Origin of the sequence: Emergencia sp. (assembly GCF_048465375.1) — a bacterium.
GTDB lineage: Bacteria > Bacillota > Clostridia > Peptostreptococcales > Anaerovoracaceae > Senimuribacter.
Genome location: NZ_DBFWLQ010000002.1, coordinates 651,203 through 672,200, shown reverse-complemented (window position 1 = coordinate 672,200; position 20,998 = coordinate 651,203). Strand labels below are relative to the sequence as shown.

Genomic DNA, 20,998 nt, shown 5'->3' with positions numbered 1-20,998 from the left:
GTAATGAAGATTACTGTTGACAGTGTACTAGTTAATATAGTACACTTATGACAGCGAGAGGAGGCGAAAATATGTTTCAGCTTGATATGACTAGTCATAAGTCCATCTATGAGCAAGTCATAGACAACATCAAAGAACTGATCATGACCGGCGTTCTTGCACAGGGGAGCAAGCTGCCGTCTGTCAGAGAGTTATCGAAGGACCTGACGATAAATCCTAACACGGTTCAAAAAGCTTATCGTGAACTGGAACGAGAAGGGTTTGTCTATACGGCGGCCGGTCGGGGCACCTTTGCCTGTGATAAATCCAAGATCAGACCTGATCCGCGCCGCATCGAAGAGATTGAAAAAGAAATTCTCTCGGCATTTAAATCCTTGCAATATTTAGGACTCAGCTATGAAGAAGCAAGAAATATCGTCATCGAGGTAATTGAGGAGGAGAAGAAATGATTCATGTACAAAATTTGAGCAAAGCCTTTGACGGCCTCCCTGCTCTGATCGATTTAGACCTTTGCGTGCAGAAGGGGTCAATTTATGGTCTGATCGGTACCAACGGCGCAGGGAAAACCACGATTTTACGACTGTTGACAGGTGTGCTAATTCCAGATAAAGGTGAAGTTCTAATAGACGGCACCCCTGTCTTTGACAACGAGGAGATTAAACAGAAAATCAGTTTGATTCCTGACGATCTGTATTTTCCTGCCGGCGCTTCCCTCTTTGACATGGGGAATTTTTATAAAAATGTTTATGACGGATGGGACCAAGAGAAATTTATGGATTTGATCGCCCTCTTCGGTCTCGATGGAAAAAAAAGCATTCGCAGCTTTTCTAAAGGAATTAAAAAGCAGGCAGCTTTTGTCCTGTCCCTATCCACATCTCCAGACTATTTGTTCTTAGATGAACCCATAGACGGATTAGATCCGGTAGCAAGGAGATTGGTCTGGAAGCTGATTGTGGATGAGGTAGCAGAAAAACAGATGACAGTTTTGGTCTCCTCTCACAACCTCTGCGAGATGGAAGGCATCTGCGATTCCATCGGCATCATCAGCAAAGGACGCATGCGGCTGGAGAAAGAACTGGATGCTATGAAGAGCAAGATGCACAAAGTACAGGTTTCTTTCGGTCCAGACGGTTGTCCTGACAGCATACTGAAAAACTTGCATGTCTTACACCAGGAGAGCAAGGGTTCAGTGGAATTCCTGATCATCAACGAAAGTGCTGCCAAAATCAGGGAGGTTATTGAGGCACAGCAGCCTCTGCTTTTCGATTTGCTGCCACTGACATTAGAAGAAATATTTATTTACGAATTGGGAGGAGAAGACGATGAAATCAAAGAAATCCTTTTGTAACATTTCGGCGGTACTAGTGAAGCGAAATCTAAAGCGATTCTGGCTGATACCGTTTGCAGCTTTTCTCGCCTATTTTATCAAGGGTGTGCTGCCTCTCATAGTAAAATCGAGCAAATATGAGATACTGCGTTATCTCACTGACGACGCCCTCTCCAATCACGACTACGTCTACCTGGGCGTACTGATGGTTCTGCCAATCTGTGCCTCAATCGCAGTTTTCTCTTACTTACACGGCAATGCACCTGCTACGGCCATTCATGCCATGCCTTTTTCAAGAAAAAAACTGTACCGCTCCAGTGTACTTTCGGGCCTTATTATGATACTTCTGCCCGTATTGTTCATAGGGGCGTGCTACGCGGTTCTGCTGCGCGGTGACGCTTACGAATTGGGGCCAGAGGCTCTGCCTTCCTGGATTATCCGGACGCTGATTTCTGCATTTTTTGTCTACGCAGTTTCAACCCTGGCAGCAGTGGTGGCGGGCAGCATCGTGACTCACATCCTGCTGGCCATGTTTTTTAACGGCTTGCTGCCGATTACGATTTACATCATCAATAAATTTACGTACGCGTTTCTCTTCGGGTATGCCAATTCACCATTGGCCAGCAGCATATTCTCACCAGTCAGCTTTGAACGCAGCAGCTACGGTACTTTTTTCAATGGAGATACCTTGCTCATATATCTCGCCTATCTGCTTTTCGCCTTCATATTGATATGGTGTTCTGCCGCGGCCTATCGACGGCTCCCATTGGAGAAAGAAGGAAATGCCACAGTCATCACTTGGTTAGGGGAAATCGTCTGCATTCTCTTCGCCTTTGTCGGTACCATAATCTTTGGTTTCTTCATCGCGTGTTGGGGAGGTGAGATGATCAATCTGCTGCCACTACTGATTGGTTCCCTGATCAGTTCTTTCCTCTTTTATATCATCGCCAGGATGATTTTGGAAAAAAGCCTTGCGGTATTCCGACCGGCTGTATTCAAAAAATATACAGCAGTCCTTGTAGCTGTCGCCCTCTTTTTCGGTCTGACAGTCTTTGATCTGACCGGTTATACGACCAAAGTTCCCGAAGCTGGCGCGGTAAAGTCCGTTACCTTGGATGACGACTTTCTTCAAACGGGGATATTTCAGGATTTTTTCAGTTCCGAAATTGTTTTAACAGAAAAGGAGAATGTCCAAAATCTTATCGAATTTCATCGCCTGTTAGTAGAGAACAAGGCGGATCTGACAGAGAGGTCAGACGCACCGTATTATTTCAATATCAACTATCATCTAAAAGACGGCAAAGAAATCAAGAGAACCTACCAGATCTCGATGGATGGCCAAAAGACCCTGCTCGATGCCTACGGCAAAATCTTTGAAAGCCGTGAATACAAGCACCTGACACTTGACAATATCAAAAGAGCCCAGACATCGGACTTCCGTCTGATGGATAAAGGCGGTGCCATACTCCTCAAGAAACTGCCTGATTCTTTTATGCACAAGCTCAAAGACGCATTGTTGGAAGATTACGATGCCATGACCTTTACGCAGGCAGTCGCAATCCGTTCCAAAGATCCGGACTATGTTTTGAACTATACCACAAACTACGCTGATGTGCCTGACGCAGTCAGAGAGGATGTTCTCAACATCTACAAAAAGACCTGCCCGCGTGTGTACAGTCTTTTGGCAGAGACGCTGCAATAGCCGCGATTGACATTGGACCGAAAATGGATTAAGCTTAAAGTTATCACGACGAGAGAAAGGACATCCACCTATGACATACGATTGTATCATTATCGGTGCCGGCGCTGCAGGCCTCTTCTGCAGCGCATCATTTAAAAAACCCGTGCGCGGTCTCCTCTTAGAAAAGACAAAACGACCAGGGACCAAGCTTTTGATGAGCGGCGGTGGTCAGTGCAATATCACCCATGACGGCTCCATCAAAGACTTTGTAAAATGCTATGGTAAAAACGGCGGAAAAATCAGAAGCTGTCTCTACAGATACAGCAACGAACATCTTTTGAACTTCCTCCATGAAGGCGGTGTAAGAACCATTACAAGGGAGGACGGCAAGATCTTCCCCGCCTCCATGGATGCCCATGAAATCAGAGACCTGCTTCTCACAAAAAGCCGTGAAAACGGATTTACCATTCAATATGAGAGCCCCGTATGCCGCATTCAAAAAAAAGACGACGGTCTATGGCAGGTTTTCACTTCAGAAAAGTCTTATCTTTGCGAGAATCTGGTGATCGCCTCTGGCGGCTGTTCTTATCCCTCCACTGGCTCGGACGGTTCTTTATTTCCTGTACTGCGGAACCTGGGCATAGAAATTACACCGCTGCGGCCCGGCCTGTCTCCCGTCAATGTGAAGAACTATCCCTATGGGGAGGCTGCCGGGATTTCTTTTGCGGATGTACATTTATCTGTATGGCGCAATGAGAGGAAGATTGCAGAAGCTGTCGGTGACTTGCTTTTTACTCATAGCAATCTATCCGGACCTGTAATCTTAAATAGCTCCAAAGAGATTAGACAGGGTGATACCGTCAAACTGAATTATTTATATCCTGAGACAAAAAGTGCTGTCGCAGAAAAAATCAACGGCAGTTTAAAGAACAGTAAAGCAAGTCTGCAGAACCTTTTACCTAAAGAATTGGGGCTGCCGAAAAGTTTTCTGCAGGTCATCTTAAAGGGAACTGGAGACAGGCAGAAAGAAATCGCTGCCAGGCTGACGGCTGACTCCTTTTTAGTCGACAGTGTAGCCGGATACAATAAAGCGATGGTAACCACTGGCGGCATCACTCTATCCGAAATCAGTCCCAAAAGCATGGAGTTAAAGAGATTTGCGGGGCTCTATGCAATTGGAGAAGTCTTAGATGTCGATGGATTCACTGGCGGCTATAATCTGCAATTTGCATATTCTTCTGCAAATGCAGCCAGCAGCAACATGACAGATGCACAGAAGCCTTTGAGCAGAGATTAAATATTCTCTGTAATCGTGATAAATGCGTTCTCATCTAATCCATGGATAATCGCATTCATCCTGCCTATTTGAAAACGATTGACTACCAGATAGATCATGGTCTTCTCTTCGTTGGAATAATATCCTTTTGCATTGATTAATGTGATACCTGTACCGAATTCTTCTGACAGCGCACAGCAGATCGCTTCTTCCTCACTTGTGACGATAATCGCTGTTTTGTCACGATCTAAGCCCTCTACTATGAAGTCGATGGTCTTCAGCGCTGCCATATAGGTCACAATGGAATAGAGCGGTAAAATCCAATTGCTTTTGATGATGCCGATAATGACATACAGCACCACGTTATAGCACATACAGAAGCTTCCTACAGACATACCGAGGCGCTTTGCAAAGATGACAGCCATAACTTCAATTCCATCAATTGCACCGCCAAAGCGAATCGTTAATCCGCTGCCCACACCGGAAATCAAACCTCCAAACAGAGCGCATAAAAACAAGTCCTGTTCGGCTAATGGAGAGGCTATGCTGACGTTAACGGGCAAGATATTGATGATAAGAAACGACACGATAGAATAGACTGCTACTGCATATAGAGAATAGATTGTAAAAACAAAGCCCTGCTTCTTCATCCCTAAGGCGAACAAGGGGAAATTCAACAAGACTAAAAAGAGCGACAGGGTCATAAACGCAGGTGTCATCTGCGCGAAGAGCATGGATGTACCTGATATCCCGCTGTCGTATAGATTAACTGGTGCTAAGAACATCGTGACGCCTACTGCGTTAACAATGCCAGCGATAGTGATAACTAAAAAATTAATAATAGATAACTGATTCAATATTTTTTTCATATTTCACCCCCTTTTTTTCATCTATCTACAGTATAACATATTTATGTGAATAACGAATGATGGATTTGTATACAATTTTCGTCATATATCTCGATGTCTGCGCAGAAGAAAAAGAAGCCGACAGCACTTGCGTTTAAACCGCAAGGCCGATCGGCTTCTCTATTTTTTGTTATTTATTCATCTATGGGTTCACATTCATCTAAATCCACTGGAACAATGATGTTCTTTGCATCTTCCAGGCTTTCTTCTGGTACATAGAGTTCAATAGGAGCTGTCGTATTCTGTCCCATAAAGATTTCGATGTAATTGCTTGCACCTTCGTACTTCTTTACACAAGGAATACCCTCGCCTTTTAATTTCGACTCTAGTAAATCCGCCTGAAAACTATCGTTTACCGTGCAGAGGTAAACGCCGTCACGCCAAGGCGCCTGTTCCTTCTTTTTACCAAACATGTTACACCGCTTTCGACTTTACTTCTTCGACTAATTTCTCAACAAATTCGTCTACTGACATCGCTCCCAGCTCACCTACTTTTGTGGAACGGACAGAAACAGAATTGGCTTCTGCTTCTCTCTCACCAATGACACAGATATAAGAAACCCTTTCGTTTCTCGCTTCTCTCAGTTTATAACCGATTTTTTCATTTCTGATGTCCAGTTCTACGCGCAGCCCTGCTTCTTCACACTTAGCAGCCACTTCTTTTGCATAATCGGCAAAAGTTTCTGCCACGGTCAGGAGCTTCACCTGAACCGGTGCCAGCCACAGTGGGAATTTGCCGGCAAAGTGTTCAGTCAGAATACCGATAAATCTTTCGATAGAACCGAAGATGACACGGTGAATCATGATTGGTCTGTGCTTTTCGTTATCTGAGCCCACATAAGTAAGGTCAAACCTCTGTGGCATCTGCATGTCAAGCTGAATGGTGCCACACTGCCAGGTTCTTCCAAGAGAATCTTCCAGATGGAAGTCCAGTTTTGGTCCGTAGAATGCGCCATCTCCTTCGTTAACAACATAAGGGACGCCTACTTCCGTCATGGCCTCGCGCAGAGCGTCTTCCGCCATTGCCCACTCTTCGTCAGTTCCCATGGAATCTTCCGGTCTTGTGGAAAGCTCAATATGATATTTGAAACCGAACATGCTGTAGACATCGTCGATAAATTTAGCTACGCCGACAATTTCGTCTTTGATCTGTTCTGGCAGCATGAAGATATGAGCATCGTCCTGGGTAAAGGTTCTCACTCTCATAAGGCCATGCAGCGCGCCTGACAGCTCATGTCTGTGCACCTGTCCCAGTTCACCGATTCTCAGCGGTAAATCTCTGTATGACCACATTTTGCGCTTATAAGCCAGCATGGAACCCGGACAGTTCATCGGCTTGATCGCATAATCTGCATCGTCGATTTTTGTAAAGTACATATTGTCCTTGTAATGATCCCAGTGTCCTGAGGTTCTCCAGAGTTCTTCGTTGAGAATCAATGGCGTCTTAATCTCCTGGTAGCCTCTCTTTCTATGCTCCTGGCGCCAGAAGTTCTCCAATTCATTTCTGATAATCATACCCTTTGGCATGAAGAATGGGAAACCAGGGCCTTCCTCAGTCAACATGAACAGATCCATCTCCTTGCCGATTTTGCGGTGATCTCTCTTTTTTGCTTCTTCCAAACGGTTGATATATTCGTCCAGCTCTTCCTGTGATGGGAAACAGGTTCCGTAGATTCTCTGCAGCATCTTATTGTGCTCGTCACCGCGCCAATATGCTCCGGCCACGCTCATCAGCTTGACAGCTTTAATCTGACCAGTGGATTCCATGTGCGGTCCCGCACAGAGATCGACAAAATCACCCTGCTTATAGAAGGAAATCACGGCATCTTCCGGAAGATCTTCAATCAACTCTACCTTGTAATCTTCGTTACGGTCAGCCATATATTGAATGGCTTCTTCTCTTGGCAGTTCAAAGCGTTCCAGCTTATGGTTTGCCTGAATGACCTTCTTCATTTCTTTCTGAATCTTTAACAGATCCTGGTCAGACAACTTGTGTTCCATATCGATATCGTAATAGAACCCGTTGTCAATTGCCGGACCGATTGCCAGCTTTGCATCAGGCCACAAGTTTTTAACAGCTTGAGCCATGATGTGGGAAGTCGTATGTCTGTACTTTAATTTGATATCTTCATCTGCAAAATTAATCTTTTCCTTTGCCATTTTTCTTCTCTCCTATTCTCTATCTCTCTCACTTATTCGCTCTGTGTTGTCGTACCGCCGTTATCTGGCCCTGGATCTGGGGTCGGCGTTGGGTCCGGGGTCGGTTCTGGGTCCGGGGTCGGTTCTGGATCTGGTTTTGGATCCGGTTTCGGTTTATCGGAACCGCCGCCTGAACCGCCTCCGCCGTTGCCACTGCCTCCAGAGGAACCACCGTTATTTCCGCTGCTGCCAGAAGAACCGCCAGTGCCATTAGGACCTGTGTTCTGATCAGAATTCCCATCATCACCGGTATTGGTATCACCACTGGTATCAATCGGCTGTTGATCAGATACATTGCCGTTGAGATCACTGATGATTGTGTCACTGATCGCCTGTACTGTTTCTGATGGCTTGTAGTCCTTCTGTCCAAAGACCTCCTGATGCAGTTTGGTCGTATTGCTGACCAGGTCATCTGGAAATACATAAGATGTCTCCCCGATATAGCCGCCTGTCACATCATACGGCCATCCTGTGCTTTCACCAATTTTGAAGTTTGTCAGCCTTGCCGCCAGCCCTAAAAGATCACTATTGCCTAAGTTTGTCTGCACCTGCGGCAGCATCATATTTAAGAGATCATCCAGTTCTCCAAAGCTCATCTTCTTCAACTTTTCAAAGACCTTGGTCAGAACAACTCTCATACGTTCTGTTCGTTTGTAATCATCTCCCACGCCCTTACGAATTCTTCCATAAGAAACTGCCTGCACACCCTCTAAGGTCTGCTCACCAGCCTTTTCTACCAGCTTATACTCCTTTTTGCCGATGTTGTCCGCAGTTTGAATGGTATACTTGTTCAACTGAGGGATTTCAAAGTCCTGCACGTCAACAGTGATGCCGCCTACCTGGTCCACCAAATCCGCTACAGCTTTAAAGTTGACTACCACAAATTTGCTGATATTCATATCCATCGCTTGATTTAACGACTGGATTTCCATCTTTGGCCCACCAATGCGGTTCGCGTTGGTGATTTTATCGTAGGAATCGCTATCTCCCATTTTCAAATAAGTATCTCTGTACACAGAAATCAATTTGACCTCACCAGTTTCTTCTTTGATACTGAGAATCATAATTGCATCGGCACCAGAACCTTGAATATTATCCATATCTCTGCTGTCAACACCTAGAAGCAGGATATTGATGTATCCATCTACATCCACACAGGATAATTCTTTTTCATTGAGTTTCACGCGGTCAAGCAGCCCCAGCTTTGCAAATACATAGCTGGCAACACCGATTGCAACAATAAGGATGACTGTCAAGCCAATCAAAATGCCCTTCTGCCAGCCTTTCAGCTTGCCAAACCACCGTCCGAATCGTTTAAAAATGTTGCCTTCGTACTTATTGTTGTGTGCGAAGATTTCTTTTCGACGTCTTGCCATAATATTCTCCTATCCTAAAACTTTCTTGCTGCCTTGTTTCTTTTTTGCCGCCATTTCTTTATCGGTCATGTCTTCATAGAATGCAATTGCATCTTCAATATCGCCGTCATATATCAGCTTTCCCGCTTTCATGACAATTCCTCTTTTGCAAAAATCCTTGGCAACGTTGGTTGAATGGGTTACGAATAAGAATGTCACATCACCGTCGTCTACGATTTCATTGATTTTCTGCCTGCATTTGCGACGGAATTCCTTATCACCGACACTGAGCGCTTCGTCTACAATCAGAATCTCCGGCTTGATGTTGGCATTGATTGCAAATCCAAGTCTTGCCTTCATCCCGCTGGAATAGGTTCTGACCGGTTGATCCATATAATCACCCAGGTCAGCAAATTCTATAATGTCTTCCTCTAACTCTTTGATTTCATCATTAGAAATACCTAAAAGCTGTCCACGAAAGAAGATGTTCTCTCTGCCTGTAAAATCGGGGTCAAAGCCCGCTGTCAGTTCCAGCAGTGCGCTGACTCTGCCCTCCACAAAGATGTCTCCTGTGGTGGGATACGTGACCCCTGTAATCATTTTCAGTATGGTCGACTTTCCTGCGCCATTTCTTCCAAACAGAGCTACAGATTCTCCTCTTTCAACGGTAAAGGAAACCTCGTTGATCGCCTTTTTAATCTTCGGCTTCACTCTCTTAGAAAAAATAGCTCTGAACCTCTGTTTGTCATTCTTAAATAATTTATATACTTTCGTCACATTTTTAAACTGTATCGCTATATTATTCATAAAAAAATCCTTTTCCCTTTATAATACATCAGGAACATCTTTCTTCAGTTTCTTGTATGCCCAAACCGCCAAAATTGCCATCACTGTAAGTACGAGGACATAATTTCTAAGCTCTATAGGGTTTTCCCAAAACCACTCTTTGTAGATAAAGCAATCTCTGTAGCCGTTTGTAACAAGCGTTATTGGATTAAACATCAATATTTTACGCAAAATGAGCGGTTTCACTTCCTGGGCGTTATACAATATGCCTGACAACCAGAAGAGCGCTGTCGTCAGCGATTTTACCAGATTGAGAAAGTCTCTGCTCATAGCTGAAAGCACCGATGCAAATAGCCCCCAAGTCGTAAAGAACAAGAACATCAGAATCATGTAAAACGGAAGCTGTAGATAGTAGATATCCGGCATATAGCCAAAACCGATATAAATCAAGATGACGATCGTTAAAAGCCCCATATGAACTAAGAACAGCGACATGCTGACGAACGTCGGTATGGTACAGATGGGATATTTGATCTTTGTCACTAGGTAAGTGTATCTGCGCAGCGACGCCGCTCCGCCTGTAATCATATCCCTCATGTAAAACCAGGGAATCATACCTGCGATAAGCCATAAGAAAAACGGATATCCCTCTACCGGTTTTCCGTGCCGTAAACCGATGGTAAAAGCAAACCAGAAAACAAAAATCTGAATAGCTGGTCTGATCAGTGCCCACGCCCAGCCCAGGGCGGCCCCTTTATAGGTTTTAATAATATCTGACTTTGCAAGTTTAAAAAGCTGTTTTCTATAATCAATATGCGCTTTTATGATTTCTTTTAATGTCTCCACTTATCTTCCTTTCCTCTCACTCTTTTCCAAATCCTCTGGCGAATTAAAATCTCTCGTTCCGTCCTCCATATAGACGTATTTTCCGGCGATTTTCTTTTCTTCAAAAGACATACCCATGAATGACTGGTAGACCTGCCACCCTATGCATTTCTCGATTTCTCCCTGTAAGAACAGTTCTCTCACATGGTTCACATGATACCGGAAAATTTCCGCATCTTTCACTTTGACTGCGACGATGGACTTTTCGTTTCCAAAGAACATCAAATCATCCGTTTCCGTACTGACGATGGACTTCATCGCCGAATAGGAATAATAGGTATCTCCATAGAGAAAACAGACGTCATCCTCAATCAGCTCCGCAGTAAAACGGTCTATTTCCAACACATTGTTGATAGGTTCATAGCGTTTTGCACCTTCTACTTCATATCTGGGATCGTGAGAGGTGATGATGATTTCACACTGGGCGTCATACATCCGCAAAAGCCTGACGGTTCTGGCGAGAAGGGTCTCTCCTTCCACTTCGATAAAGTGCTTTGGTATATCGTGGTAATTGTTCCACCTGGTGCCTTTTCCATCAGCCATGATAATGTATTTCATTGGTAGTCTCCTAACTCGTCATTTATTTCTTGATTACCTTATGGTAGCGGTAAAAGTCTCCTAACTCGTCATTTCTCTGTCCGCCCCAAAGCTGAATGATATTCACGCCAGAAGAGGTATTGGCCTCTATGATGCAAATGCTCCCGTCTTCTAACACCAGTATATCCCAAGCGATGAAGTGCATATACGGCATGTGGTTAGCTAACTCCAGGATTTCCACCTTGATGGCATCCCAGTTTGGAATGACCGCTCCTTCGATCGGTGCGCCAGAATCGGGATGAACCTTGTACACATTTCGATTGTGCAGGCATCTGGCTTCGCTGAGAATACCAGTTTCTAAATCAATTTTTGCAACCAGTCCGCCTCTGCTGCCATTATCTACTGGAATGGTTGCCGCGGTGCCGATTCTCTGCACAGCAAAGAATACCTTGAATTCATGGGTGTGTATATCTCTCAGGGTAATCAGCCTGATGGTGTTTACGGTCTTGTCATAGATATCGTCAGAATATTGATGCTGCTTCATGGACTCGCAGATAAACCAGTCGTCCCTGCCCTGCAGGAACTTGACGAAATCATCTTCTGCGTATTCTTTCTTGTCCACAAAAATCTTTCCATCTTCGTAAATTAAGATATTGACGCCGTTGCCTTTGCCTGCTCCGTAAGGTTTGATAAAGAGTTTGCCCTTTTCTTTGAGCAGTGTGATAGCATCCCCATACTCCATATGCTTGCTGTCAAAGCTGGTGACAAAGCCATGGTTTTTAATCATGTAGCTTGCCGGAACTCTGATATATTGCTGCAGGATTTCTGCTGCCGCAATCTTGTTGTTGAGCAGAAAGTCGAAAGGTTCGTTGATATATCTTGAACGATACCAATCAAATTCCGACAGGTATTCGCTCTTGTCATTGTGATCAAAATCGTAAAGCATCCACTGATCCGCCAAAAATCCGCCGCAGACATTGGCTCTGATCTTTTTCCAGAAAGGACATTTAAAATTGTTCTTTGCGAAGACGATTCTTCTCCAATATAAGATAAATAATTTCAGTTTCTTGATGCATTTTTTTGCGAATTTAAACATGCTCTCTTCTCTTCCTTATGCTAAATTTCTGATGACAACTTCTGCCAGTTTTGCAGTAGACGTACCCAGTTCCTCTGGCAGATATTTTTTTCGATATTCGTCCAGAGCCTGCTGGTTGTAATTGCCTGATTCCAGATTCCGGATCAGTTCCCCTGCATCGCTGAAAGCGCAGCCTGGCATAGACTCAAAGGGATTGACGTTGATGCCGTTTTTCTCCGTATATTCCTCATAGTCATAGAGGTAATAGTAGGTTTTCTTCCCCAAAACAGCACCCTCTACCGCAATCGCTGAATAATCCGTGATCAGGTAATCGCAGACAGCCAAAAGGTCTACGGCCTTGAAATCCGGGCAGAGAAGCACACCGTCTCGACTGCACTCTATCTTCTGATTAGGATGCCCCTTTACAATCAGTATATATTGTTCAAAGTCAATTTCTTTTAATAAATTTTGCCAGTTCAGCTCAATATTTCTTCTAAAGGTCGGCGCATAGAGAATCACCTGCTTTTGGGAAAGCTCTGGGTAAGCCGCGAGGGCGGCTTCTCGATTGCTCTGCGCACTCTCCAGCAAATGGTCAATCCGCGGCAGACCGATGTTGAGCAGCTTGTTCTCCGTCGTGTGAAAAGACGCACAATAATAGGGATTCCACGCTTTGCCGCCTGCAATGATGATATCGTAATTCTCATGCATATGCAGAAGGCGGGCGGTTTTTTCTCCCCTGCCCGATTCTTTACCCAAAGTCTGATAACCCGACTTTTTGATTTTGCCGATGGCGTGCCACATCTGGATTACGGTCAGCTTCTCCTTATGATGAAGGAGAGATACCGCCGGCCAATAAGCGTCCAGCACGCAGACCCTGCTGGTGGCCAGGTGATACATGCTCTTCAGAGTGTCTGCAGCAAAGCCGGCAAGGCCGCTTTTACTGTCGTCCAGCCGATTGCAGATTGCTATGATTTGGATATCTGGATTCTGCCGCAATAGCTCGTCTTTTAACATAGAAAAATCCAGGCTCAGTTCGTCTGACTGCCTGCTCAGAAACAATACCTTATTCTCTTTGCTCGGGAATAACTTTAGAATCCCGTATAATATCATCAAGCAAAATTTGCCTATATTGATTACAAAACTCATATTTCAATCACCTTAACATAGTATAACAGTTTACCATAATTATGGGATTTTGTAAAGAAAACACAAAGCCTTCGGCTATATTTTACCATAGTCTTCTGATGATTGAAAGCAATACTTACGCACAAAACGCCGCCCATGGTTTCTCCCCGGGCGGCGTTTTGCCTCTCATGCGATAGCTTTTATTTTCTTCCCCTTTAGATGTGCAAGGGCTGCAAGTGCTTTTCTGTCAGCAGGTCATTGAGCTTTCCTACGTCGAAGGCTCCCGTGTTGATTGCTACCGCAATTCTCACATCTCTCTCACTTTTCGGATTCAGTCTGCAGTGACCCCCGATTTCCAAGGCTTTGTTGGTTTCTTCATAGTTCATACATGCGCCAAAACATAATGCTATGATTTTATCTCTTCCCGGATTTCGTTTCACTCCCCCTGTTATATTATAAACGTAGTTCCGATTGACTCTGCTTCTTGCAACCACTTGACTCATAGGTATCTTTTTTGCTTCTGCGATTTGATGAAGATACTGATAAAAATAGGTGATTTCTTTCTCTTCCCCGTGGCAGACCAGGTAACTCTCAACCTGCTCCTCGGTTTTCAAGGCTTTGACGACCTCTTCCAGCTCCCTGGTATCCCTATCCATTTTTCCTGGCAGCGATGATGGTGCCGACAATAAAAAAGATGCCGAAAGCAAGTGAGACAGTTGCCCAGATTTTTAAATCCGCATAGCTGCCGGCATTGACATAACCGATGACTGCCCCTGCCAGATAAAATCCTCCTGCCGTAAAGGCGCCGCCTTTCCCTCCTTTTCTAGTCACCAGACCGATGATGGCTGCGATGACCATACAGATTCCCAGCATGATGCCTGCCGTGCCTCCAAGTTCTCCATTTTCCTGTAATGTATTACTAACGCCTGCTGCACAGGACTGGAGTGCGATAATTACAAATAGTATCATGGAGATGATGCTCAATATCAATTTCGTCGTTTTCATGTTTTGTTCCTTCCTTTCTTTGATTTACAATTACATCATAGCCGATGACCAAAGCAAAATGTCGTGCTGCCAGCAAGAAAAATCTCTCCAGCTTAGACGCATTCCATGACGCATCTTATAGATCTGACTACTTTTAAATCCGGCAAAAGTGCCATAAATAAGGAGATTCAGGTGTTTTATGGTATTTTTCCGTTTTCATCCGCCCTTCCGGACAGCAAAAATGCAATTATTCGTAATGTATGCGCTCCAAAATCGCGTCTTTTACAAAGTTTTATTATTATATAGTTATCTATTCCCTTTGCATTTTTTCCTTTTTTTGTTGATCAATCAAAAAATAAGCTTAATTTCTCAAAAAAGTGCCATAAATGAGCGGGTTTAGGTACTTTTATGGCATTTTTGTCCGTTTTACCTGCAGCCGCAGATTATCGATATTTCCTAATTAAACAAAAAAACACCCACATCAGGGTGCATTCGATTCTTCATCCGAAGAACAGGGTTTAAACATTAATCGGTTCAAGCCCGTACTCGTCCAGTATCAGATTGATCTTTGTCACATCGCCCACACCGCCGTTAATCGCTACGGCAATGCGCACATCTCGTTCATCCTTTGGGTAAAGAGGCGCGACATTTCCAATTTCCAAAGCCCTCTGCGTTTGACTATAGGACATCTGCGCCCCGATGCAGAGAGCTAGAATCTTGTCTCTGCCAGGCTTTCTCTTGTCGCCGTTGAGGATGTTATAGACATAATTCTTGTTGATCCCGCTGCGTGTGATGACTTCGGCTGTTGTCAAGTTCTTCTGTGCGATGATCCAATTGAGATACTCATAAAAATAGACAAAATCCGACTGGCCATGCTTTTGGATAAACTGATCTGCCTCTTCACTCTTCTGTATTTTTTCCAGCGCCTTTGACAAAGTTCTCGTCGTATCTTTCTCCATAATCACCCTCACAACATATGTTCAACTTCCTGTCCATATGTTACAATACCTTTAAACAGAAATCAAGAAAAAAGGAGAAAGCGATGTCTTTAGAAAGTGAGTTCACCCTTTCTTTTTATAAGGAAGTTGCAATGATAAATGAAAAGCACCAGGTTTCTTTGGTGCAGCACGTAGAGTCCCGCAAACTCTATGTCAAAAAAATCGTATCGTCCCACAACCTGGAAGTATATCAGATTCTGAAAAGAGAACACTTTGCCAGTACCCCTGCAATCAGAGAACTGATTGCAGAAGATGACCATCTGATCATCATAGAAGAATATATCAGCGGTCAGACCCTGGAAGAGATTCTGTCACAGCGCCTGTTTTCTGAAGAGGAAACCAGGCAGATTCTCATGGATCTGTGTCAAACTCTCAAACCGCTTCACGATTACGATCCTCCCATCATTCATCGAGATATCAAGCCGTCCAATCTGATTCTGGACAGCCAGAACCACCTGTATCTCGTCGATTTTGATGCGTCAAAGAACTACGATCCCGCTAAATCCAGAGATACTGTTTTGATGGGTACGGAAGACTATGCCGCCCCTGAGCAGTACGGCTTTCTGCAGTCCAGTGAAAAGACAGACATTTTCTCCATCGGGGTACTGGCAAACAAAATGCTGACCGGTTCGCTGCCATCGGCAAAACGACCGCAGGGCGCCTTTGGCGGCATCATCGAAAAATGCCTTTCCATGGATCCGGCAGATCGTTTCCCTTCTGTAACGGCTCTCTCTGCTGCCATCGCAAAAGCCGGCCAGAAATCCTATGCCCTGCCCGGCTTTCGAAAAAGATCGATAAAAAGTATGATGGTGTCCGGTGTCTGGTATCTCTTCCTCCTCACGCTGACCCTATCCATGGAGATAGAGGATGCCGCCGGAGCCGCCCTCAAAGGGCTGCCGCTATACCTGAACCGGGCAGGCATCGGCGCCTTCCTTTTTCTCTGGACTTTATACTTTTCCAATTACTGTAAGTTCAGAGACCGATTTCCTTTTCAGAAGAAGCAAAGTCTCATTGTAAATCTGTTCAGAATGGTACTGGGTGCATTCCTTCTAGTCGCTATACCTGCCTGCATCGTCGCTGTCATACAGAGCCTGCTCTAATGAAGCATCCTATTTCAGCGGTGACTTTGGCGTGAAGATCAGCGATACGATATAGCCAAAAGCGATGGCAACTGCAATGCCAGCTGCGGAGTCTTTGACGGCTCCCGTAATCGCTCCCAGAAATCCTTCTTTTGCCCCTTCCATAGCTCCTTTTGCCAAGGTATAACCGAAGCCGGGCAGCGGTACAGACGCGCCTTGATGAGCCAAGTTGATCAAAGGCTCATAAAGCCCTATTGCCTGCAGAACGACGCCTGCTACCACAAAGATGACCAGAATTCTGGGCGTGGTCAGTTTCGTCGTGTCCATTAGAATCTGACCGATGACGCAGATTGCGCCGCCGATTAAAAACGTGTATATATAATCCATTCATTTACCTCCCTATCTAACAGGTCTCTAAAACGACGCCGTGGGCGATGCCAGGAATACTTTCGCCCTGGAACGGGCTGATTGTAGAGAGCATTGCTCCCGTTGAAATCAGCAATACTTTGTTCAATTCCCCTTTTCTCATACGACTGACAATATTGCCGGAGAACACAGATGCTGAACAGCCGCAGCCGCTGCCGCCGCCGTGAACGTCCTGCTCCTCTCTATAATAGAGCATGGTACCGCAATCGTCGTATCTTTCCTTTACATCATTGGCGTTGAGCCCTGCATCTATGAGTAGATCCGTAGCAATATCTTTTCCGATATAGCCCAAATCTCCAGTCAATACAAGGTCATAATAATCGATTGTTCTGCCTGTGTCCTCTAAATGGTTCAGAATCGTGTCTACTGCAGCCGGCGCCATGGCACTTCCCATCTGGTTGGCATCCTTTACGCCAGCATCGATGACTTTACCTATGGTGCCGCAGTCCACCTGGATGTTGCGCGGGTTGACAATTTTCTGCTTGTCATCGACGGTGCCTACTTTCGATAAATCCACTTTTTTTTCTGAAACCAGCATAGAACCCGCCGCCGTTGCCGTCCACTGTGCCGAAGGCGGTCTTTGGTTTCCGTGTTCCACAGGCATTCTGAACTGTCTTTCCGCAGTACAGAAATGACTGGATGCACCGACGATGATATTGTGGGCAAAACCGCCGTCAGTCAACATAGACCCCAGCAAAAGAGATTCTGTCATCGTGGAGCAAGCACCGTACAGCCCGAGAAAGGGCAGATGTAGGTCGCGCGCCATAAAAGAAGATGACATAATCTGGTTGAGCAGGTCGCCGCTCAATACCAAGTCGATGTCTTTTTTGTCTTTGCCGGATTTCTGCAAAGCCAGCATCATGGCTTCCTTGAGGATTTTGCTCTCCGCTTTCTCCCAAGTCTTTTCACCAAAGGTATCATCATCTAATATAACGTCGAACCACGACTTGAGTGGTCCCTCGCCTTCTTTTTGTCCGCCTACAGCTGCTGCACCGATTACATAAGGTCCCTGCGCAAATTTCACGGTCTGTTTTCCTAATTTCTTTTCTGCCATAGTTTATGCCTCCTAAAATAATCCGATGATCCAGTAAATTACGCCCACAAGGGTGGCGGACGTGATGCCGCAGACTAAAACAGGTCCTGCAATGCTGAAGAGTTTTGCTCCTACGCCTAAAACAGGCCCCTCTTTTTTGAATTCGATGGCCGGTGCGACCATAGAGTTGGCAAACCCGCTGATTGGAACGATAACCCCTGCCCCTGCAAATCTTGCGATGCTGTCAAAGACACCAAAGCCTGTCAAAAGTTGCGCGAGCGCTACGATACCGATTGTCACATAAATAATAGCGTCTTTTTCTTTTACGCCCTTTCCCACTAGGAAATTGCTCACAAAATAGGCGGCCGTACATACCAGTCCGCCCACGATAAATGCTTTGAGGCAGTTTGAAAAATAAGTAGGTTTTGGTGTAAACTGCTTCGAATATTTCTCATATGCTTTCGCCACATCTTTTTTCTTCACTTCTTGTTTATCCACTTTATCACCTCCGAGATTTGTAACCTTATTATTCGGCAAAATGTAAATTTTATGCCTGCAATCATCAAAATGTAGCATTTATCGAGCAGCGTGTATATCTAATGCCCAAACCAAACTAGTCCGAGTTCGGACTAATTTGGTTTGACTCAAATAGATACACACCTTCTATTGAAATCAAAAATGCTGTAAAAGTCGGTGAAAAAGTTCCGAATCTATGCTATTATGATTTTTATAACACAAAACAGATGGAGGTATACAGAATGCAAAAGAAAATAATTTTAGCATCTTCTTCGCCAAGACGAATTGATATGATGAAAAAACACGGTTTCGATCCAATCATCAAACCGGCAGATATCGATGAAACCCTTCCTGCAGACATCGGCATGCGGGACGCCGTCATGTTTTTGGCTTTGAAAAAGGCTTTGTCAATAGAGCCAATTGCAGAAAACGGTTCTATTATTATTGCCGCTGACACCGTAGTTTATAAGGACGGTATCATGGGGAAACCGAAAAACAGGCAGGACGCCTTTGCTATGCTGGCAAAAATAAGAAACACCAGCCACTTTGTGACGACTGGTGTCGCTTTGATTGCGGCTGGCAAAAATGATAAAAAAGTATTCTGTGATGTGACGGAGGTATTTTGTAAAAATTACACCGACGACGAAATCAACGCATATCTGGACACCGATGAACCTTACGACAAGGCAGGCGCCTACGCCATTCAGGGCATCTTCGGCAAACACATCGACCACTACGAAGGTTCTTTTGACAACGTGGTCGGATTCCCGTGGGCATTGATTGAAAAAGAACTGCAAAACTTTTATTGATTTTCTACATCGGTGACGATGTTAATCCATTTGCGGCTCTTAAATCGCGGCATGCAGACAAAGGTGCGCACCAAATCTCCCACTTCAATCAGCAGCATGGTCAGAGGCAGGCTCAGATGGAACACCAACACAGCGATGTACGCAAGTGGTACCATTATGAACATGTTGCAGAGAATTTCCAACTTCATGCAGAAAAGCGTATCTCCGCCAGATCGCAGTATTCCCACGACATAGATATAACCGATCATCTTTGGCGTAATGGTAATAGCCATGGTAATCAAGGAGATAATCAAAAGGTGATTGGTCTCCCCGCTGAAGTTATATATGGATGCTACCGGTTTACTGAGTGCAATCATCAGAAGGGTCATGATGACGTTTAGAATCCAGACCAGTTTGACAGCCCTCTTCCCATTGTTGAACGCGGTATCCTTGTTTCCCCGTCCCAAGGTTTCTCCAATCAGCATGGCTGTCGCATTGCCCACACCGAAATACACGGACTGCAGCATCTCACAGATGACATTGGCCACCTGGGCAACTGCCAGGGCAGAGGTTCCAAGTCTTCCATAGGCAGCGAAGATCAAAGCGACCGATGCCGCCCAGCAGCCTTCGGTGAACACAACCGGCACGGCTGTCCGCATCACTTTCCCGAAAAGTTCCCTGCCAAATCCGAAAATCTTAGCCGGGGATGCCTTGAACGGATGCTCTTTACGTGTATATACATAAGTAAGAAGGGCCGCCAGTTCAAAGATTCTGGCAATCAAAGTCGCCGTTGCTGCGCCTTCCACGCCCATCTGTGGCAGTCCCCCTTTTCCAAAAATCAAAAGGTAGTTGAGTACGGCGTTGACGCACAAAGCCGCAGCATTGATGATGGTGGGCACCGTTAGATTCTGAATCGCTCTGCTGTTATAGGATATCGCACCTGAAAACCCCGAGAACACATAGGAAAAACAGGCTATTTTGATATAGTCTTCACCAAAGCTGATAACCTCCGGATCCTGTGAAAAGAGTCCGATAATCTGCGGCGCAAAGACATAGGCCGCGACAGAGACGACCAGTGCAAATACGAATCCGACGATGTAGTCAATCCCCAGAAGCTTGCGCACGCCGTCGATATCCTGTGCACCCCAATACTGAGCAGTATAGACTGCCGCTCCGCTGTAAAGTCCGAACAGTGATACCGTAAAAATGAAGTAGACCTGGTTCGCCGCTCCCACAGCTGCCAGTTCCTGTTCTCCCAGCATTCCAATCATCAGCGTATCTATCAAATTGAGACCGATACTGATCAAGTTCTGAAACACTACCGGCACGCCGATAAAAATCATCTTCTTGTAAAATATCTTTTCGTCTGTTATTCTTTCCATACATTCTCCCTCATACTAAAGTCTTAAGAGATATTCTATCATAGAAAACCCAGCTTTCCAAGATGGGGAAATTCTAAAATTTTTTGGGATTTTTGAAATATATACAGCGGAAGATATTATTCCAGCGCCATGGACATCGACCAGATTAAACAGGGCACAAAATACAGTGAGTTAAAACACAGCTACGTCATCTTCATCTGCACTTATGATTACTATGGCATGGAGCAGGCGGTCTACACTTTCCAAAATTACGACTGCAAAAACAACTTGCCATACGGCGATGACTCCTATAAAATAGTAGTGAATACAACGAGTCCGAAGGAAAATACCCCACCTGAACTGATGTCCTTTTTCGACTATGTTAACAAAATGGAGGTACCGGAGGATGATACCTTTATTCAATCACTTCATCACCGGGTGAAGGATTTCAACACTTCAGAATGGAGGCGGAGACTGATGACATTGGAAGAACAGATGCGGTTGGAGCAGGAAAAAGCATTTGCTGAGGGTAAAAATCAGGGCAAAAGCGAAGAGCGTACAGAAAATGCCAGAAAGATGAAGCGCGAAGGCATCGAGATCTCCATGATTGCCAAGATTACAGGTTTGGCTGTGGAAGAGATTGAAAAGTTATAAACACG

23 protein-coding genes are annotated in these 20,998 nt (G+C 44.9%); 7 read left to right on the top strand and 16 right to left on the bottom strand.

Going from position 1 to position 20,998, the window contains the following annotated elements:
• Positions 1–71: 71 nt before the first annotated feature.
• The 4 genes from ACMQ5W_RS03670 (at position 72) to ACMQ5W_RS03655 (ending at position 4,305) form a co-directional block, all read left to right on the top strand.
• Positions 72–449 (top strand): GntR family transcriptional regulator, encoded by a 378-nt coding sequence (locus ACMQ5W_RS03670; RefSeq protein ID WP_148491651.1) that lies wholly within the window; start codon positions 72–74, stop codon positions 447–449.
• Positions 446–1,348 carry an ABC transporter ATP-binding protein gene (locus ACMQ5W_RS03665; RefSeq protein WP_419023475.1) on the top strand — a complete coding sequence of 301 codons (903 nt, stop codon included), beginning with the start codon at positions 446–448 and terminating at the stop codon, positions 1,346–1,348. Before ACMQ5W_RS03670 ends, ACMQ5W_RS03665 begins: the two co-directional genes overlap by 4 nt.
• Positions 1,323–3,029: a hypothetical protein gene (locus ACMQ5W_RS03660; protein WP_419023473.1), complete on the top strand. Its 1,707-nt coding sequence runs from the start codon at positions 1,323–1,325 to the stop codon at positions 3,027–3,029. Before ACMQ5W_RS03665 ends, ACMQ5W_RS03660 begins: the two co-directional genes overlap by 26 nt.
• Before the next feature lie 70 nt (positions 3,030–3,099).
• On the top strand, positions 3,100–4,305 hold the full coding sequence (locus tag ACMQ5W_RS03655) for an NAD(P)/FAD-dependent oxidoreductase (protein ID WP_419023471.1): 1,206 nt from the start codon (positions 3,100–3,102) through the stop codon (positions 4,303–4,305).
• Here ACMQ5W_RS03655 and ACMQ5W_RS03650 read toward each other — a convergent pair.
• The 12 genes from ACMQ5W_RS03650 to ACMQ5W_RS03595 form a co-directional block, all read right to left on the bottom strand.
• Positions 4,302–5,153, bottom strand: coding sequence for a YitT family protein (locus ACMQ5W_RS03650; protein ID WP_419023469.1), 852 nt, complete (start codon positions 5,151–5,153; stop codon positions 4,302–4,304). The two genes, ACMQ5W_RS03655 and ACMQ5W_RS03650, sit on opposite strands and share 4 nt — an antisense overlap.
• 173 nt (positions 5,154–5,326) lie before the next feature.
• Positions 5,327–5,605, bottom strand: a complete 279-nt coding sequence (locus tag ACMQ5W_RS03645) for a DUF2007 domain-containing protein (RefSeq protein ID WP_148491647.1) — start codon at positions 5,603–5,605, stop codon at positions 5,327–5,329.
• 1 nt (position 5,606) lies between these two features.
• Positions 5,607–7,352: a threonine--tRNA ligase gene (gene thrS, locus ACMQ5W_RS03640; RefSeq protein ID WP_419023467.1), complete on the bottom strand. Its 1,746-nt coding sequence runs from the start codon at positions 7,350–7,352 to the stop codon at positions 5,607–5,609.
• A 32-nt stretch (positions 7,353–7,384) separates the two neighbouring features.
• The gene (locus tag ACMQ5W_RS03635) at positions 7,385–8,767 is read right to left on the bottom strand and encodes an LCP family protein (RefSeq protein ID WP_419023465.1); all 1,383 of its coding nucleotides are present in this window, start codon (positions 8,765–8,767) and stop codon (positions 7,385–7,387) included.
• Positions 8,768–8,776: 9 nt separating this feature from the next.
• Positions 8,777–9,553 carry an ABC transporter ATP-binding protein gene (locus tag ACMQ5W_RS03630; protein WP_419023463.1) on the bottom strand — a complete coding sequence of 259 codons (777 nt, stop codon included), beginning with the start codon at positions 9,551–9,553 and terminating at the stop codon, positions 8,777–8,779.
• Positions 9,554–9,571: 18 nt separating this feature from the next.
• Entirely contained in the window at positions 9,572–10,378 is an 807-nt protein-coding gene (locus ACMQ5W_RS03625) for an ABC transporter permease (RefSeq protein ID WP_419023461.1), read from the bottom strand.
• Positions 10,379–10,975: a hypothetical protein gene (locus ACMQ5W_RS03620; RefSeq protein ID WP_419023459.1), complete on the bottom strand. Its 597-nt coding sequence runs from the start codon at positions 10,973–10,975 to the stop codon at positions 10,379–10,381.
• A 22-nt stretch (positions 10,976–10,997) separates the two neighbouring features.
• Positions 10,998–12,050, bottom strand: a complete 1,053-nt coding sequence (locus tag ACMQ5W_RS03615; RefSeq protein WP_419023457.1) for a sugar-transfer associated ATP-grasp domain-containing protein — start codon at positions 12,048–12,050, stop codon at positions 10,998–11,000.
• 15 nt (positions 12,051–12,065) lie between these two features.
• Complete coding sequence (locus ACMQ5W_RS03610) at positions 12,066–13,175, bottom strand: CDP-glycerol glycerophosphotransferase family protein (protein ID WP_419023455.1); 1,110 nt, start codon at positions 13,173–13,175, stop codon at positions 12,066–12,068.
• A gap of 194 nt (positions 13,176–13,369) precedes the next feature.
• A complete protein-coding gene (locus ACMQ5W_RS03605; protein WP_419023453.1) occupies positions 13,370–13,810 on the bottom strand; it encodes a hypothetical protein in 441 nt (146 codons plus the stop codon).
• Positions 13,803–14,159 (bottom strand): hypothetical protein, encoded by a 357-nt coding sequence (locus ACMQ5W_RS03600; RefSeq protein WP_148491638.1) that lies wholly within the window; start codon positions 14,157–14,159, stop codon positions 13,803–13,805. The genes ACMQ5W_RS03605 and ACMQ5W_RS03600 overlap by 8 nt, the downstream gene beginning before the upstream one ends.
• Positions 14,160–14,656: 497 nt before the next feature.
• Positions 14,657–15,097 (bottom strand): hypothetical protein, encoded by a 441-nt coding sequence (locus tag ACMQ5W_RS03595; protein WP_419023451.1) that lies wholly within the window; start codon positions 15,095–15,097, stop codon positions 14,657–14,659.
• A gap of 83 nt (positions 15,098–15,180) precedes the next feature.
• Between ACMQ5W_RS03595 and ACMQ5W_RS03590 the strand changes: the two genes are divergently transcribed.
• Entirely contained in the window at positions 15,181–16,236 is a 1,056-nt protein-coding gene (locus ACMQ5W_RS03590) for a serine/threonine protein kinase (RefSeq protein WP_419023449.1), read from the top strand.
• A 9-nt stretch (positions 16,237–16,245) separates the two neighbouring features.
• Here the strand turns inward: ACMQ5W_RS03590 and spoVAE are convergent, their stop codons facing one another.
• The 3 genes from spoVAE to spoVAC are packed head-to-tail and all read right to left on the bottom strand — an operon-like array spanning position 16,246 to position 18,172.
• Positions 16,246–16,602, bottom strand: coding sequence for a stage V sporulation protein AE (gene spoVAE, locus ACMQ5W_RS03585; protein WP_419023447.1), 357 nt, complete (start codon positions 16,600–16,602; stop codon positions 16,246–16,248).
• Positions 16,603–16,618: 16 nt separating this feature from the next.
• Positions 16,619–17,695 carry a stage V sporulation protein AD gene (gene spoVAD / locus ACMQ5W_RS03580; protein ID WP_419023445.1) on the bottom strand — a complete coding sequence of 359 codons (1,077 nt, stop codon included), beginning with the start codon at positions 17,693–17,695 and terminating at the stop codon, positions 16,619–16,621.
• 12 nt (positions 17,696–17,707) lie between these two features.
• Positions 17,708–18,172, bottom strand: coding sequence for a stage V sporulation protein AC (spoVAC, locus tag ACMQ5W_RS03575; protein WP_419023443.1), 465 nt, complete (start codon positions 18,170–18,172; stop codon positions 17,708–17,710).
• A gap of 260 nt (positions 18,173–18,432) precedes the next feature.
• Here spoVAC and ACMQ5W_RS03570 point away from each other — a divergent pair, with 260 nt between their 5' ends.
• Positions 18,433–18,999 (top strand): Maf family protein, encoded by a 567-nt coding sequence (locus ACMQ5W_RS03570; protein WP_419023441.1) that lies wholly within the window; start codon positions 18,433–18,435, stop codon positions 18,997–18,999.
• Here ACMQ5W_RS03570 and ACMQ5W_RS03565 read toward each other — a convergent pair.
• Positions 18,993–20,360: an MATE family efflux transporter gene (locus ACMQ5W_RS03565; RefSeq protein ID WP_419023439.1), complete on the bottom strand. Its 1,368-nt coding sequence runs from the start codon at positions 20,358–20,360 to the stop codon at positions 18,993–18,995. The two genes, ACMQ5W_RS03570 and ACMQ5W_RS03565, sit on opposite strands and share 7 nt — an antisense overlap.
• 99 nt (positions 20,361–20,459) lie before the next feature.
• Between ACMQ5W_RS03565 and ACMQ5W_RS03560 the strand changes: the two genes are divergently transcribed.
• A complete protein-coding gene (locus ACMQ5W_RS03560) occupies positions 20,460–20,993 on the top strand; it encodes an Rpn family recombination-promoting nuclease/putative transposase (RefSeq protein ID WP_419023538.1) in 534 nt (177 codons plus the stop codon).
• Positions 20,994–20,998 lie beyond the last annotated feature (5 nt).

Coding starts and splice junctions, on each gene's coding strand:
- ACMQ5W_RS03620 (WP_419023459.1), bottom strand. CDS start 10,975: ATGAAATACATTATCATGGCTGATGGAAAAGGCACCAGGTGGAACAAT.
- ACMQ5W_RS03595 (WP_419023451.1), bottom strand. CDS start 15,097: ATGGAGAAAGATACGACGAGAACTTTGTCAAAGGCGCTGGAAAAAATA.
- ACMQ5W_RS03630 (WP_419023463.1), bottom strand. CDS start 9,553: ATGAATAATATAGCGATACAGTTTAAAAATGTGACGAAAGTATATAAA.
- spoVAE (WP_419023447.1), bottom strand. CDS start 16,602: ATGGATTATATATACACGTTTTTAATCGGCGGCGCAATCTGCGTCATC.
- ACMQ5W_RS03565 (WP_419023439.1), bottom strand. CDS start 20,360: ATGGAAAGAATAACAGACGAAAAGATATTTTACAAGAAGATGATTTTT.
- ACMQ5W_RS03660 (WP_419023473.1), top strand. CDS start 1,323: ATGAAATCAAAGAAATCCTTTTGTAACATTTCGGCGGTACTAGTGAAG.
- ACMQ5W_RS03655 (WP_419023471.1), top strand. CDS start 3,100: ATGACATACGATTGTATCATTATCGGTGCCGGCGCTGCAGGCCTCTTC.
- spoVAD (WP_419023445.1), bottom strand. CDS start 17,695: ATGGCAGAAAAGAAATTAGGAAAACAGACCGTGAAATTTGCGCAGGGA.
- ACMQ5W_RS03590 (WP_419023449.1), top strand. CDS start 15,181: ATGTCTTTAGAAAGTGAGTTCACCCTTTCTTTTTATAAGGAAGTTGCA.
- ACMQ5W_RS03600 (WP_148491638.1), bottom strand. CDS start 14,159: ATGAAAACGACGAAATTGATATTGAGCATCATCTCCATGATACTATTT.
- ACMQ5W_RS03650 (WP_419023469.1), bottom strand. CDS start 5,153: ATGAAAAAAATATTGAATCAGTTATCTATTATTAATTTTTTAGTTATC.
- ACMQ5W_RS03665 (WP_419023475.1), top strand. CDS start 446: ATGATTCATGTACAAAATTTGAGCAAAGCCTTTGACGGCCTCCCTGCT.
- thrS (WP_419023467.1), bottom strand. CDS start 7,352: ATGGCAAAGGAAAAGATTAATTTTGCAGATGAAGATATCAAATTAAAG.
- ACMQ5W_RS03570 (WP_419023441.1), top strand. CDS start 18,433: ATGCAAAAGAAAATAATTTTAGCATCTTCTTCGCCAAGACGAATTGAT.
- ACMQ5W_RS03635 (WP_419023465.1), bottom strand. CDS start 8,767: ATGGCAAGACGTCGAAAAGAAATCTTCGCACACAACAATAAGTACGAA.
- ACMQ5W_RS03605 (WP_419023453.1), bottom strand. CDS start 13,810: ATGGATAGGGATACCAGGGAGCTGGAAGAGGTCGTCAAAGCCTTGAAA.
- ACMQ5W_RS03645 (WP_148491647.1), bottom strand. CDS start 5,605: ATGTTTGGTAAAAAGAAGGAACAGGCGCCTTGGCGTGACGGCGTTTAC.
- ACMQ5W_RS03670 (WP_148491651.1), top strand. CDS start 72: ATGTTTCAGCTTGATATGACTAGTCATAAGTCCATCTATGAGCAAGTC.
- ACMQ5W_RS03610 (WP_419023455.1), bottom strand. CDS start 13,175: ATGAGTTTTGTAATCAATATAGGCAAATTTTGCTTGATGATATTATAC.
- ACMQ5W_RS03615 (WP_419023457.1), bottom strand. CDS start 12,050: ATGTTTAAATTCGCAAAAAAATGCATCAAGAAACTGAAATTATTTATC.